This is a genomic window from Gordonia hydrophobica NBRC 16057 (assembly GCF_001592365.1).
GTDB lineage: Bacteria > Actinomycetota > Actinomycetes > Mycobacteriales > Mycobacteriaceae > Gordonia > Gordonia hydrophobica.
This window is the reverse complement of record NZ_BCWU01000003.1, coordinates 291,847-305,785: the sequence shown is the minus strand read 5'-3', so window position 1 is coordinate 305,785 and position 13,939 is coordinate 291,847. Positions and strand designations below refer to the sequence as shown.

14 protein-coding genes are annotated in these 13,939 nt (G+C 67.0%); 9 read left to right on the top strand and 5 right to left on the bottom strand.

Going from position 1 to position 13,939, the window contains the following annotated elements; genetic code table 11:
- Window position 1 precedes the first annotated feature (1 nt).
- From GH2_RS07305 to GH2_RS07285, 5 genes are read left to right on the top strand one after another with little or no spacing between them, the layout of a single operon-like run.
- Entirely contained in the window at window positions 2–1,258 is a 1,257-nt protein-coding gene (locus GH2_RS07305) for an MCE family protein (RefSeq protein WP_066165142.1), read from the top strand.
- Entirely contained in the window at window positions 1,258–2,526 is a 1,269-nt protein-coding gene (locus GH2_RS07300) for an MlaD family protein (RefSeq protein ID WP_066165140.1), read from the top strand. Before GH2_RS07305 ends, GH2_RS07300 begins: the two co-directional genes overlap by 1 nt.
- Window positions 2,526–3,956, top strand: coding sequence for an MCE family protein (locus GH2_RS07295; RefSeq protein WP_066165137.1), 1,431 nt, complete (start codon window positions 2,526–2,528; stop codon window positions 3,954–3,956). The genes GH2_RS07300 and GH2_RS07295 overlap by 1 nt, the downstream gene beginning before the upstream one ends.
- Entirely contained in the window at window positions 3,953–4,804 is an 852-nt protein-coding gene (locus GH2_RS07290) for an Rv1363c family protein (RefSeq protein ID WP_244885331.1), read from the top strand. Before GH2_RS07295 ends, GH2_RS07290 begins: the two co-directional genes overlap by 4 nt.
- Window positions 4,804–5,400, top strand: coding sequence for a hypothetical protein (locus GH2_RS07285; RefSeq protein ID WP_066165131.1), 597 nt, complete (start codon window positions 4,804–4,806; stop codon window positions 5,398–5,400). Before GH2_RS07290 ends, GH2_RS07285 begins: the two co-directional genes overlap by 1 nt.
- Before the next feature lie 381 nt (window positions 5,401–5,781).
- Here GH2_RS07285 and GH2_RS07280 read toward each other — a convergent pair whose 3' ends face one another.
- A complete protein-coding gene (locus GH2_RS07280; protein WP_066165128.1) occupies window positions 5,782–7,236 on the bottom strand; it encodes an aldehyde dehydrogenase in 1,455 nt (484 codons plus the stop codon).
- Window positions 7,237–7,324: 88 nt separating this feature from the next.
- Window positions 7,325–7,630 carry an antibiotic biosynthesis monooxygenase family protein gene (locus tag GH2_RS07275; RefSeq protein WP_066165125.1) on the bottom strand — a complete coding sequence of 102 codons (306 nt, stop codon included), beginning with the start codon at window positions 7,628–7,630 and terminating at the stop codon, window positions 7,325–7,327.
- Here GH2_RS07275 and GH2_RS07270 point away from each other — a divergent pair.
- On the top strand, window positions 7,629–8,474 hold the full coding sequence (locus GH2_RS07270; protein ID WP_066165122.1) for an alpha/beta fold hydrolase: 846 nt from the start codon (window positions 7,629–7,631) through the stop codon (window positions 8,472–8,474). The two genes, GH2_RS07275 and GH2_RS07270, sit on opposite strands and share 2 nt — an antisense overlap.
- On the opposite strand, the gene GH2_RS07265 is transcribed toward GH2_RS07270, so the two are convergent.
- On the bottom strand, window positions 8,471–9,367 hold the full coding sequence (locus GH2_RS07265) for an HhH-GPD family protein (protein ID WP_066165119.1): 897 nt from the start codon (window positions 9,365–9,367) through the stop codon (window positions 8,471–8,473). The two genes, GH2_RS07270 and GH2_RS07265, sit on opposite strands and share 4 nt — an antisense overlap.
- On the opposite strand from GH2_RS07265, the gene GH2_RS07260 reads away from it, so the two are divergent.
- Window positions 9,366–9,983 carry a carbonic anhydrase gene (locus tag GH2_RS07260; RefSeq protein ID WP_066165116.1) on the top strand — a complete coding sequence of 206 codons (618 nt, stop codon included), beginning with the start codon at window positions 9,366–9,368 and terminating at the stop codon, window positions 9,981–9,983. The two genes, GH2_RS07265 and GH2_RS07260, sit on opposite strands and share 2 nt — an antisense overlap.
- A gap of 72 nt (window positions 9,984–10,055) precedes the next feature.
- Window positions 10,056–10,808 carry a hypothetical protein gene (locus tag GH2_RS07255; protein WP_066165114.1) on the top strand — a complete coding sequence of 251 codons (753 nt, stop codon included), beginning with the start codon at window positions 10,056–10,058 and terminating at the stop codon, window positions 10,806–10,808.
- 34 nt (window positions 10,809–10,842) lie between these two features.
- On the opposite strand, the gene disA is transcribed toward GH2_RS07255, so the two are convergent.
- On the bottom strand, window positions 10,843–11,925 hold the full coding sequence (gene disA / locus GH2_RS07250; RefSeq protein ID WP_157086033.1) for a DNA integrity scanning diadenylate cyclase DisA: 1,083 nt from the start codon (window positions 11,923–11,925) through the stop codon (window positions 10,843–10,845).
- Window positions 11,926–11,960: 35 nt separating this feature from the next.
- Here disA and GH2_RS07245 point away from each other — a divergent pair, with 35 nt between their 5' ends.
- On the top strand, window positions 11,961–12,482 hold the full coding sequence (locus tag GH2_RS07245; protein ID WP_066165107.1) for a PaaI family thioesterase: 522 nt from the start codon (window positions 11,961–11,963) through the stop codon (window positions 12,480–12,482).
- 1 nt (window position 12,483) lies between these two features.
- Here the strand turns inward: GH2_RS07245 and radA are convergent, their stop codons facing one another.
- Entirely contained in the window at window positions 12,484–13,872 is a 1,389-nt protein-coding gene (gene radA / locus GH2_RS07240) for a DNA repair protein RadA (protein WP_066165104.1), read from the bottom strand.
- Between the last annotated feature and the right edge of the window lie 67 nt (window positions 13,873–13,939).

Here is a 13,939-nt window from a genome sequence, read left to right as displayed (position 1 = left end):
CATGGCACTCTCGAAACGTGTCTGGGCGGCGGTGGCCGCCGTCGTCGTGCTGATCGTGATCGCAGCGGTCGTCTTCGTCGGTGTCCAGAAGGCGACGACGCGTACCATCACCGCGTACTTCCCGTCGGTGACCGGGTTGTACAGCGGCGACGCGGTGCGGGTCATCGGCGTGAAGATCGGCTCAGTGACGTCCATCGAGCCGCGCCGCGGCGACGTCAAGGTGACCATGCGGATCGACGACGATACACCGATCCCCGCCACCGCGAAGGCCGTCATCGTTGCGCAGTCGCTGGTCTCGGGCCGCTTCATTCAGCTGAATCCCGTGTACACCAAGGGCCCCCAGTTGCAGGACGGCGACAGCATCCCCATGGAGCGGACCGTCATTCCGATGGAGTGGGACGACGTCAAGAAGCAGCTCGATGAGCTGTCCCAGGCGGTGGGACCGCACGGAGCCGACCGGGGCACCGCCGCCGACGCCATCGACGTGATGGACCAGAACCTCGCGGGCAACGGCTCGTCGATCGCGACCTCCATCAAGGAGATGTCGCGGGTCATGGGCACCCTCGCCGACAATCGCGGCGACGTGTTCGCGACCATCAAGAGCCTGCAGCAGCTCACCGACGAGCTCTCCAAGAGCCATGAGCAGCTGGTGCAGTTCAACGGTCGGATGGCCAGCATCAGCAGTGTGCTGTCCGACAGCAGCGACGAACTCGGCGACGCCATGAGCAACCTCAACCAGGCGATCGGCGAACTCGAGGGCTTCCTCGGCCGCAACAGCGGCACCGTCGCTTCGACGATGAGCAAACTCGCCCAACTGACCGGGACGCTGAAGCGCAAGGACGAACAACTGCGCGGACTGCTGCACTCGGCGCCCAACCAGCTCGCGAACTTCTTCAACATCTACAACCCGCTGACGGGCTCGCTCGACGGCGTCTTCGGTCTGGGCATGGGGAACAACCTGATCTCCCTGCTGTGCGGAACCATGGCGTCGACCAACCGTCCCGGCGACAGCGAGGCGGACATCGAACAGTGCGTCGATCTGCTGGCGCCGGTGCTGAAGGACATCGTCGTGAACTACCCGCCGTTCATGGCCAATCCGGTGGTCGGTCGGACGGCGAAGCCGAACCAGATCACCTATCAGAACTCTGATGTGAAGGCTCGGGCCAAGGCCGGGGTCCGCGAACGCGACGCGGCCAGTCGCGCCGCGATGCCCGATCCGCTGACCAAACTCCTGGTGCCGTTCGGAGGTGAGGGCTGATGCGGGCGGCGAAGGCGGCGGCGGCCGTGGTGGCCGCGGCTCTGGTCCTCGTTCCGGTCACGGCCGGTTGCAGCAGCGACAGCATCTCGACGCTGTCGGCGATCGGCGCACCGGGCACCGGCGCGGACGCCTACGAGATCACCGCGCTGATCCCGTCGGCCGCCGGTCTGGTCCGCAACGCACCGGTGATGATGCGCGACGCGACCGTCGGCAGCATCGGCGACATCGTCATCGACGACTGGCGTGCCAAGGTGACCCTCCGACTGAACGGCGACGTCAAGGTGCCCGTCGGCTCGCACGCGATGATCGGCATGACGAGCGTCCTGGGGTCGTCGCACATCGCGATCGTGCCGCCGGACAAGCCGAGCAGCACGTACCTCTCCGAGGGCGGGTCGCTGGCGCTGCCGAACTGTCCCGAGCAGCCCAACCTGCCGCAGACCGGCCCGGAGAAGATCCCGGACGTCACCTCGGCGCAGCACATCGATCCATGCATGTACCCGACCACCGAGCAAGTGCTGAGCTCGCTGTCGGTGGTGCTGAACGGTGGCGGGCTCTCCCAGATGGGTGACGTCGTCAACGAGTTGGGCGATGTGTTCGGCGGCAACGAGAAGACCCTGTCGAAGCTGATTCCGCGGCTGAACACGCTGGTCACCGATCTGAACAAGCAGACGACCAACATCATCGGCGCGATGGACGGGCTCGACCGGCTGTCGGCGACCATCAACGCGCAGACGCCGACGGTGCAGCGTGCACTCGAGAGCGGGCCGCGCATCCTGCAACTGCTCGTCGACCAGCGTAAGAACCTGGTCAACGCGCTCGACAGCGTCGGCAAACTGTCCGCGACGGCCAACCAGGTGCTGAAGAAGAACAGCGACGACATCAAGGTGATCGTGCCGAATCTGCGCGAGCTCATGGAGCAGCTCTCGATGACCGGGCCTGCGCTGTCGAACTCGTTGCGCATCCTGCTGACGTTCCCGTTCCTGGAGGAACAGATTCCCACGGTGGTGAAGGGCGATTACGTCAATTCCGATCTGGTGCTGGATCTGACGTGGAGCCGGCTGAACAAGACCATGCTCGCGTCGGTGACGACGGTCGTCGGTCCCGAGGTGGTGTCGGGCAAGCCCGCGGGTGCGGCGCGCGGCGGGGCCAACCCGTACCAGGCGACGCAGAAGGGCGTCACCGAGAAGAAGCAGAAGAACCCGGGCAACCCGTCCCTGTCTGATGTGCTGCCGTCCGATCTGCTGCCGAAGAACCAAGGTGGCAACTGATGAAGATCACGGGCTTTGTTCGCATGCAGCTGATCATCTTCAGCATCGTCACAGTGATCGCGATGGTCGCGATGGCGGTCTTCTACATCCAGATTCCGAAGATGTTCGGTATCGGCAGCTATTCGGTGACGCTGGACCTGAAGTCGACCGGCGGACTGTATCAGAACGCCAACGTCAGCTTCCGCGGCGAGAACGTCGGCAAGGTGTCCGGTGTCCGGCTGACGCCGAACGGTGTGGCCGCCGACCTGCGCATCGACTCGGGGACCGAGATCCCGGCGAACTCGAAGGCCTCGGTGCGGAGCGTCTCGGCGGTCGGTGAGCAGTTCGTCGAGTTCACACCGCCGCACGATCACCCGTCGGACGCCAACCTGCGCGACGGCGACACGATCACCTCCGACGACCTGCCCGTCGAGATCTCGGCGATGCTCGACCAAGCCGACAACCTTCTCAACGAGGTCAGCGACACCAAGCTTCGCTCGGTGATGGATGAGGCCTTCCTCGCGTTCAACGGCACCGGGCAGGACCTGCAGCGGCTGATGGACTCGATGACGCTGTTCGTCGGCGAACTCGACAAGAACGTCGGCAGTGTGATCGACCTGGTGGACCAGGCCGGACCGATCCTGGCGACCCAGAACCGAACCGCGGACGAGATCCGCTCGTGGACCAAGGACCTCACGCGGGTCACCGATCAGCTGCGGGCGAGTAGGCCGGACATCACCGACATCCTCGAGAAGGGGCCGGGCGTCGCGTCGCAGAGCCAGCAGTTGTTCAAGGACATGAACACCTCGTTCCCGCTCGCGATCTCGAATCTGTCGGTGGCCGCGCACACGATGGCCGTGTACCTGCCGAACCTGCGGCAGACCATCGTGCTGTATCCCCGCGTGCTGTCGGCGCTGATCACGGCCATCAACTCCGGCTCCAACCGGCACGGGCCCAACGTGAACTTCACGCTCGGCTTCCAGGACCCGCCCACCTGCACGGTCGGCTTCCTGCCGCCGGAGGACTGGCGGTTCCCGTCGGTGCAGGACGCACAGGATCTTCCCGAGGGGATGCTGTGCCGCCTCCCGCAGGATGCGCAGACGTCGGTTCGCGGCGCTCGCAACTTCCCCTGTGTGGAGTACCCTGGCCGCCGTGCCCCGACACCGGCGGAGTGCAAGACCGGTTTCAAGCCGTCTGCGCGTGACAACGTGGCGCTGCCGAACGGTTTCCCCGGGACCAACCTGCCCAAGCAGCCCGCCGGGTACGTCGTTCCGGGTACGCCGAGCGACTACGACCCCTCCCCGGCGGTCTACGCGACCACCTACAACCCCGAGACCGGCAAGTTCATCGGCCCGGACGGCAAGACGTACACGACCGATGCCGCCCAGAAGCCGAAGGCGAACGGCCAGAAGACGAAATGGTACGACCTGATCACGAAGACGGTGGAGTGAACTCCCCGGACGAGAAGCCGGACACGCCGCAGCCGCAGGCGGTGCGTCGATCCAGCCCGCTGGGTCGACGGAAGAAGTCGAAGCCTGCGGTCGACGCCGATGCCGCGACGAGTTCCGCGGACGAGACTGCAGTCGGCGAGACTGGGATCGACGAGACTGGGATCGACGAGGCCGGCGCGAGCGAGGCCGACGCCGACGAGCCCGAGATCGCTCAGCCCGGTGCCGACGACTCCGATGCGGATGAATCCGCCGGTGTGGAACCCGATGCCGATGAGGTGGCAAGGAACGCCGCGTACCGCGAACGACGCCGCAACCGTGCAGTGGTGCGGCGGACGGCGACCGGGCGCAAGGCGGGCGACCGCTCATCGTTGACCCTCGTCGCGCTCGCGCTGACGTCGCTGCTCGTCGTCGCGGGCATCGTGTTGTCGGCGGTCTTCGGCGTGCAGTACTACCAGATCCGAAAAGACCGTGAGCTCCGCGCCGAGTACTCGTCGTTCGCACGGCAGATGGTGGTCTCGATGTTCACCCTCAACCCGGACAACGCCGACCAGATGTACAAGAACGTCATGGACAACACGAGCGGTCGTGCCCGGCAGATGTTCAAAGACAACATGAAGAACACCGCGAAGATGATCCGCGAAGGCGACATGGTCACCAAGACCACGGTCCTCGCCGACGCCGTCTCGAAGGCGTCCGCCGACGAGGGCTCGGTGCTGGTGGTCCTCGATTGGGAAGGCTACCCGAGCAAGGACAAGAAGTCTGCGCAGTCGGCGTCGTTCCGGCTGCGCGTCGACATGACCCGTCTCAACGGTGCGCTCAAGATGACCTACCTCGATTGGGTCGCCTGATGACCCGGGCGCAGCGGTGGCTGCTTCCCGTCCTCGGCGTGATCGTCGTGACGGTGGTCGCGGTGACGGTCACGCTCGGCGTGATGTACGCGAATGCCGCAGCCGAGGAACGTGCCCGCGATTCCGCGCTGGACTCGGCGCGCAGCTACGTGGTCGACATGTTCAGTTGGAACCCGAAGACCATCGACGCGAACGTGAACGCGACGATGGGCCGCCTGATCGGCGCCGCGAAGACGGAGTATCAGAAGAACATCGTCAAGGAGAAGGTCGCCGAGAACGTCAAGAAGCAGGGCGTCTCGACCCAGCTGACCATCCAGGGCTCCGGAGTCATCGAGAACACGCGCGACACCGCACGGGTGCTGCTGTTCATCAACCAGTCGTCGACGCGGAACCAGGCGGCCGAGGTCCAACTCGCGGCCAGCCGCGTCATCTTCTCCATGGAGAAGCAGGGCGACACCTGGAAGATCAACGAGATCGAGATCCTCGAAGACGACAGTCTGGATCAGAACGTCGAGACCGGCGACGGCACCCCGCCGTCGAACGCCGTCCCGATCCCCGGCCCGCCGAGCACCTCAGCAGCGCCGCCCGCCGGCTGATCGACACCCCCACGCTGCCGCCCCGCGCTCACGCTGCCACCCCCACGCTGGTCGAGTGCCGCCAGCGAGCGGAGCGAGCCGGCGGTGTATCGAGACCTTCGTGAGTTTCGCTGGAACGCAAGAGCTTTCATCGCTGTAACGGGGCTCGCAAGGACCCCTCGAGCGTTGGAATCGACTCGGCATCGTCGATCCGCACCTGCTGGAGACTGACGCAAAAATCTGCCCGCACAGCGGTCGCCGAGGGCAGATTGCCCTCGGCGGCTGCTGTGCGGGCAGATCTTTGCAGGGTGGGGTGCGAAGGTAGCGTTTGGGTTAGTCGGTTTCGCCGGAAAATAGCGCCCGCCCCGGGGTGATTCGGGGCGGGCGCCGTCTCCGGGTGGGTTACGACGTGTAGCCCATCGGCATCAGGATCGCCTTGTGTTCCAGGTAGCCCTCCAGGCCTTCGCGGCCGTTCTCGCGGCCGATGCCGGACTTCTTGTAGCCGCCGAAGGGCGACGACGGATCGATCGCGTACCAGTTGATGCCCATCGTTCCGGTGCGGATCTGCTTGGCGATCTCGACTCCCTTCGCGATGTCGGCGGTCCAGACCGAGCCAGCCAGCCCGTAATCCGAGTCGTTGGCGATCGCGATGGCCTCGTCGAGATCGTCGTAGGCGATGACGCTGATGACGGGGCCGAAGATCTCCTCGCGGGCGATCGTCATGTCGTTGGTGACGCCGGTGAAGATGGTCGGTCCGACGAAGTTGCCGGTACCCACCTCGGGAGCGGGAACCTCCAGAACTGCGGTCGCGCCCTCTTCCTTGCCCTTGGCGATGTAGCCGGTCACCTTCTCGTGCTGACGGCTGTTGATGATGGGGCCGACCTTGGTCTCCGGGTCGTCGGGGAGTCCGGGCGTGAAGGTGGAGGCGACGGCGACCATCGCATCCACGACCTCGTCGTGCATGGCGCGCGGCACCAGCACTCGGGTCTGCGCGACGCACGCCTGCCCGGAGTTGAGGATGCCGGAGAAGACGAGCATCGGTGCGCTGGCGGCGACGTCGGCGTCGTCCAGGACGATTGCCGCGGACTTGCCGCCGAGCTCCAGTGAACACCGCTTCAGCTGGTCGCCGCACGCTGCGGCGATCGCACGACCGGCCTGGGTGGATCCGGTGAAGGTGATCTTGTCGACGTCGGGGTGGTTCACGAGTGCCTGGCCGGTCTCCACTCCGCCGGGCACGATCGAGATGACCCCTTCGGGGACGCCGGCGTCGGTGAAGATCTCCGCGAGCAGGTTGGCGTTGAGCGGAGTCTCCGGCGCGGGCTTGAGCACAATTGAGCAACCGGCCGCCAAAGCGGGCCCGAACTTGTTGCAGAAAAGGAACAGGGGGACGTTCCAGGCGATGATCGCACCGACCACGCCGACCGGCTCCCGGACCACGAGGGTCTCGCCGAACAGGCCGGTCCGCTTCTCCTCCCAGGAGTACTCGTCGGCAGCGTCCGCGTAGGCGTTCAGGCAGCCCGTCCCGGCGAGTTGCTGAAGGGTGGCGACGTCCCCGGGAGTGGCTCCCATCTCGGCCGAGACCAACGCGCCGATCTCGGTGCCGCGCTCGTTGATCAACTCGGCTGCGCGGCGGATAACCGCAGCTCGATCGGCCGGCGGCGTGTTTCGCCAGACTCCCGAGTCGAACGATGCACGGGCGGCACGGACCGCGGTGTCGACGTCCTGGGCGTCGCCGGCCGGGACCGAACCCACCTTCTCTCCGGTGGCGGGCGAGAACACCTCGAGCACCTCGGTGGAGTGCGGCTGCACCCAGGATCCGCCGATGTACAGCTTGGTGGTTTCGATGGGCTCGGTCATGCGTGCTCCTAGTATCGGGAAACCGTTTGCCCCGATACTAGAACACGTTCTAAAACGCCGCCAGGGTATGAACCCTCGAGAATGTCGGTCAGGCCTTCGGCGCGACGTCCAGGACCACCTCGAACTCCAGGAGATCGGCACCGCTGGCGACCGGCTTGCGATCGCTCTTGTGCGCGGCCCGCGCATCACCGTTCGCCCACGCCTCGTAGCTCTCGTCGTCGCGCCACTGCGTCACGACGAAGTAGCGGTCGTCGCCCTTGACCGGGCGGAGGAGCTGGAAGCCGAGGAAGCCCTCGGCCTCGTCGACGACGCCCGCGCGGGCGCCGAAGCGCTTCTCGAGTTCGGGGCCTGCGCCCTCGGGGACCTGGATCGCATTGATTTTCACAACAGCCATGCCGCCCAGCCTACTGACGCGCCACGGGATCCAATTAGGGTCGGAAGGTGTGATTGGTCTCCTCGACTACGGCGGACTCGGCAGCGACGACAGTAACGGCGATGTGCCCGGGCACGGCACGATCATCCTGTTGCACGGCTTGATGGGACGCGGCCGGACCTGGAGTCGACAGATTCCGTGGCTGCGTCGCTACGGGCAGGTGTTCACCTTCGACGCCGCCTTTCATCAGGGTGCGTCCGGATCGGACGCGATGCCGACGCCGGAGGAGATCGCGACCGAACGATTCGTCGCCGACGTCGCCGAGGTGATCACCTGGATCGACCGCGGGCCCGCGGTGCTCGTCGGCCACTCGATGGGCGGTCTGCACGCGTGGTGCGCAGCCGCGGAGTTCCCGGAGCTGGTCTCCGCGATCGTGGTGGAGGACATGGCCCCCGATTTCCAGGGCCGCACCACCGGTGACTGGGCTCCCTGGTTCAATTCGTGGCCCGAGCGATTCGCGGATCTGTCCGAGGCCACTGCACTGTTCGGCGACGTCGCCGGACGCTATTTCTACGAGGCGTTCGACGACGGCCGACTGCACGGCAGCATCCCGGTCTGGGCCGCGATCGCCGAGGAGTGGGGAACCCGTGACTTCTGGACCCAGTGGGACGCCGTGCAGGCGCCCGCGCTGCTCATCGAGGCCGAGCACTCGGTGACACCGGCCGGGCAGATGGAGCAGATGTCCCGGCGCGGCCCGCAGTCCCGGTACGCGAGAGTGGCGGGCGCAGGCCACCTGGTGCACGACGACCAGCCCGACGTCTATCGGGGCGCGGTGGAGGCTTTCCTGTCCGGACTGCCCGCCTAGCCCTCGCCCGCCAAACAGAACAGGCCGTCGTCGGTGACCTCCACCAGTCCGTCGACGAGCAGGGAGTCGAGGGCGCGGGCCCGCTGGCCAGGATCCCGCTCCCACGCAAGATCGAGCGCGGACTGTTCGACGGGGCCGGTGGTGTTGCGCAGGACGTCGAGCAGTCGACCACGCGCCTGCCGGTCGGTGCCCTCGTACCTCTGGGTCTTGCGGACAGGGCCGTCGTGTGAGGGACGGCCGCGGCGGACCCACTCGCACGAGGACTCCAGCGGGCAGACGTCGCACCGCGCCTCGCGTGCGGTGCAGACCAGCGCGCCGAGTTCCATGAGCGCGGCAGAGAACATCGGAGCGGTGTCGGCGTAGCCGCCGGCGGGGTCGCGGGGGAGGAGTCGTTCGGCGGCGGCGAGGTCGCGCTTGGCCGGCGAACCGGGCTGCTCGCGGCCGTCGACGGCGCGGGCGATGACCCGCCGCACGTTCGTGTCGACCACCGGAACGCTCTGCCCGTAGGCGAAGCAGGCGACGGCGCGCGCAGTGTAATCGCCGATGCCCGGCAGCGACAGGAGGGTGTCGACGTCGTCGGGGACCACGTCGTCGTACTGCTCGGCGATGATTCCGGCGCACTCGTGCAGGCGCATCGCACGCCGTGGATACCCCAACTTGCCCCACGCGCGCACTACTTCGCCGCTGCTCTCACGGGCCATCGCGGACGGCGTCGGCCAGCGCTCGACCCATTCGCGCCAGGGGCCGAGCACGCGGGAGACGGGGGTCTGTTGAAGCATGATCTCGCTGATGAGGACGTGCCAGCCCGAGATGTCGGGTGCGCGCCACGGAAGGTCGCGCTGTGACCGGGCGAACCAATCGAGGATGAGGTGCGGTGGCATACTTTTCGACATGGAGAATTTAACCCCGGCACAGGCCTGGCAGGTCATCAAAGAGGGCAACGAACGGTTTGTCCAGGGGCAAGTGATCCATCCCAACCAGAGTAGTGAGCAACGGGCAGCGCTCGCCGGTGGGCAGACGCCGCACGTCGTCCTCTTCGGTTGCGGCGACTCCCGGCTGGCCGCCGAGATCATCTTCGATCAAGGCCTTGGCGACATGTTCGTCGTCCGCACTGCCGGGCACGTCCTCGACGAAGCGGTTCTGGGCACCATCGAGTTCGGACCGGACGAACTCGAGATTCCGCTGATCGTCGTGCTCGGCCACAGCAACTGCGGTGCGGTCGGAGCCACCCTCGAGGCGCTCGACAACAACACCATTCCGAACGGATACGTCCGCACGATCGTTGAGAAGGTGGCGCCGAGCGTGCTCGCCGGACGCGCGGAAGGCCTGACGGGCTACTACGAGTTCGTCGGCAGGCACGTCCAGGAGACCGTGGAACTGCTCGTCGAGCGCAGCCGGATCATCGCCGACCGCATCGAGGACGGACGACTCGCGATCGTCGGGCTCACCTACCACCTCGAGGACGGCAAGGTGGAGTTCGTGAACGCCATCGGCGACGTCGGCGAGTGACGACCGTCCAATTCCACGACACGCCGAGGTCGGCGGCCCAGATCCCGGAGCAACGACGCTACCGTTGAGGCCGTGATCGAACCACAAGGACCATTGCCACCCGAGGTTTACTGGCGTCGACGTGTCGTCGCCGGTGCAGGCATCGTGGTTGCGGTCATTGCGGTCATCCTGTTGATCATCGCGCTCAGCGGCGGTTCGGACGACAGTGCACCCGATTCGAAGAACGCTGCGGCGAAGTCGGCAGCCAGTACCGCGGCGCCGGCCCCGCGGAGCACTGCGGCGAGCACTCCGGCCACCAGTGAGGCCCCCAGCGGCGGCGGCGACCACGGTCAGGGCGGCGACCCGAGCGCCGAACCCAGTACTCCGGCGACCACGCCTGCCGAGGATCCGGCCAAGCAGACCGGCGTCGCAGCATGCTCGGACCAGGGTCTCTCCGTGGTCCTTTACACCGACAAGCCGACTTACAGCGTCGGCGACCAACCGGTCTTCACCATCGTCACCACCAACGGGGGCCTGGCGCCCTGCTCGCGCGACGTCGGCAAGGCCGCGCAGAACGTCACCGTCCGCACCCTGGACGGCGCCCGCACGCTGTGGTCGGCGCAGGACTGCGCCCCCGACAAGTCCGTGAACATCCAGGTGCTCCAGCCGGGCCAGCAGGTCCGCGACGACACCACCTGGTCCGGCACCACCAGCAGCCCCGGCTGCACCAAGAAGCGTGTGCAGATCGCTGCCGGCGGCTACCAGGCCATCGCGAAGATCGGCGAACGCGAGTCGGCGCCGATCACGTTCAACGTCGTCGAGCCGGCGAAGGCGCCGGGCGCGTAACGCTGTTCGCGCGAACGCCGCTCGAGACAGCGGGTCAGTCGAACCGCTCCAGGCTGCTCTCGGCGAGACGGGACAGCCCCTCGCGGATGTGTCGGGCCCAGATGCTGCCGATGCCCTCCACTCCCTGCAGATCGGCGGCACTGCTCGCGAGGAGCGCCTGCAGCGTGGAGAAGTGGCGGACCAGCCGGTCGATGTGGCCGAACTGCAGGCGCGAGATCCGAGCCAGCAGCCGGTAGCCACGCGGACTCATCGCCGTGTCCTGAGCCTCCAGTGACGTCGGGTAACCGAATGCGCCTGCGACCATGGTGAGATCCAACAGATCGGCATCGGTCAGCGATTCGACCGCCTCCAGGATCTGCCGCACCTGTTCGGTGCTCGCCGGCTCCGGACTCGCGTGGTAGTCGCGGACCAGCAGCTCCCGCATCGTGTCGTTGTCGCTGATGAGTTCTTCGAGCTGCAACGCGACTTGGCGGCCGTTGACGCCGAGTTCCAGCACGTACTCCTCGATTTCCACGGAGACGCGGCGCACCATCTCCATCCGCTGCGCGGCGCTCATCGCGTCGCGCAGGAGCACGTAGTCCTCGATCTCGGCCCGCGAGAGCTGACTGCTCACCTCGTCGAGTCGGGACTTGTAGCGTTCGAGCGTCGCGAGGGCCACATTGGCGCGCGACAGGATCGCGTCGGGGCTCTCGACGACGCGACGCTGGCCGGACACGTAGACGCTGACGATCGACATCGATGCGCTGACGGAGATCACCGGCACGCCCGTCTGGACCGCCGTCCGTTCGGCCGCACGGTGCCGCGTCCCAGACTCCTCGGTCGGAATGCTCGGATCGGGCATCAGCTGAACGTTGGCGCGGACGATGCGCTTGCCGTCGTCGGACAGCACGACGGCGCCGTCCATCTTCGACAGCTCACGCAGTCGGGTGGGCGCGAACTCGATGTCGAGGTGGAAGCCGCCGTCGCAGATGCGCTCGGTGTCGTCGTCGTACCCGAGGACGATGAGTGCGCCGGTGCCGCCGCGGAGGATCCGCTCGAGGCCGTCGCGGAGACCGGTGCCGGGGGCCACGCGGCGCAGCGCAGACCGAAGCTGCTCGCCCAGACGGGGCTCGGGCATCACGGAATCGTTCACCTGGACTAGCGTAGCGGTACGTGAAGACATCATTCGTGCTGCCCACGGGCATCGAGCCGCTGACGCGTCACCCGAACGCCACCCGTCCCGGGCAGAAGATCGATCTGCACCACAGCATGTGCTACGGCTGCGGGGCCGACGCGGAGGTGGGGCTCCGCATCGCTGTCACCGCAGGCGAGGGTCTCACGGCCACTGCGACGATGCAGGTGGAGAACTGGATGCAGGGCGGTCCGGGCGTCATTCACGGCGGTGTGTTGTCGGGTGCGTTCGACGAGGTGATGGGCACTGTGCCGCTGTTGCTGCGCAGACCGGTCGTCACCGGCCACCTGGCGATCGACTACGCGAAGCCGATCCCGCTCGGCAGCACCGTTCACTTCGGCTGCGAGATCATCGGCGGCATCGGCCGCAAGATCTACACGCGTTCGTACGCGCACCTCGGTGACCCGGACGCGCCGGTCGCGGGCGCACACGCGTTGTTCATCGTGATCGACCTGGAGCAGCACTTCGCCGACTACCGCGACAAGGCCGTGCACCCGAGCTGACTCAGAACGGGGCGTCGGCCAATTCACGCGTCGACGACGCGGCCGCCTCCCACGCCTCGAGCAGGTTGGTGGCGCGGCTGACCCGAATGCCGCGAGGAAGCTCCTCGTCGCTGCCCGCAGGCACGATCGCATGGTCGAAACCGAGTCGCTTGGCCTCGGCGACGCGTCGGGCGATCGACGACACCCGACGGATCTCGCCCGCCAGTCCCACCTCGCCGATCGCGACCGTCGATGACGGGATCGGTACGTCTTTGTGCGACGAGTACAGCGCCAGGAAGATCGCCAGATCGGCGGCGGGTTCGGTGACCTTCATCCCACCGACCGTCGACGCGTAGACCTCCTTCTTGCTGGCGCCGATGCCTGCGTGCTTCTCCGCCACCGCCAGCATCATCGCCACGCGCGCGGAGTCCAGACCCGACACCGCGCGGCGTGGCGAGGTCATCTGGGTGTCGTTCAGCAGCGCCTGGATCTGACCGACCATGGCCCTGCGTCCGTCCATCGCGACCAGCGCGGCGCTGCCGGGGACGTCGGACTGATGATGGTGGACGAAGATTCCCGACGGGTCGGTGACCTGGTGGATGCCGTCGGCCCGCTGTTCGAAGCAACCGACCTCGTCGGACGGTCCGAAACGGTTCTTGATGCCGCGGACCATGCGCAACGACGAATGCCGGTCGCCCTCGAACGCCAAGACCACGTCGACCAAGTGCTCCAGCGACCGCGGGCCCGCGACATTGCCGTCCTTGGTGACGTGTCCGACGAGAATGATCGCGATGCCGCTGGTCTTGGCCAGCGAGACGAGCGCGGTGGTGACCGCGCGGATCTGGGTGACGCCGCCGGTCACGCCGTCGGTGCCGGTCGCGACCATGGTCTGCACCGAGTCGACGATCATCAGCGTGGGGGAGACCTCCTCGACGTGCCCGAGGACGGTCGCGAGATCGGTCTCGGACGCCAGGAAGATGTTCTCGTGCACCGCGTCGGTGCGCTCGGCGCGCAGTCGGACCTGCCCGGCCGACTCCTCCCCGGTCACATAGAGGGCCGTCTTACCCTGCGTCGCCCAATGTTTCACCGTCTCCAGCAGGAGCGTGGACTTGCCGACGCCGGGCTCGCCCGCCAGCAGGATCACCGATCCGGGGACGACGCCGCGTCCGAGGACGCGGTCGAATTCGGCGATGCCGGTCGGCGTCGCCGTCGCGGCGTCCGACCGCACCGTGGTGATGCGAACGGCGGGGCTCGACGGCGCGACCGAGGCGGTTCCAGTGCGTGCCGCCACCGCCGCCGGCGCGGACTCGGAGATGGTTCCCCACTCGCCGCACTCGGGGCATCGCCCGAACCACTTCGCCACCTGATGGCCGCACCCGGAACACCGGAAGATCGATTTCGCCTTCGCCACGGGAGTCACTGTAGGCGACGCCTACGACAGCACCCCGATCCCAATGGGACCGGGGTGCAGCAGGTGA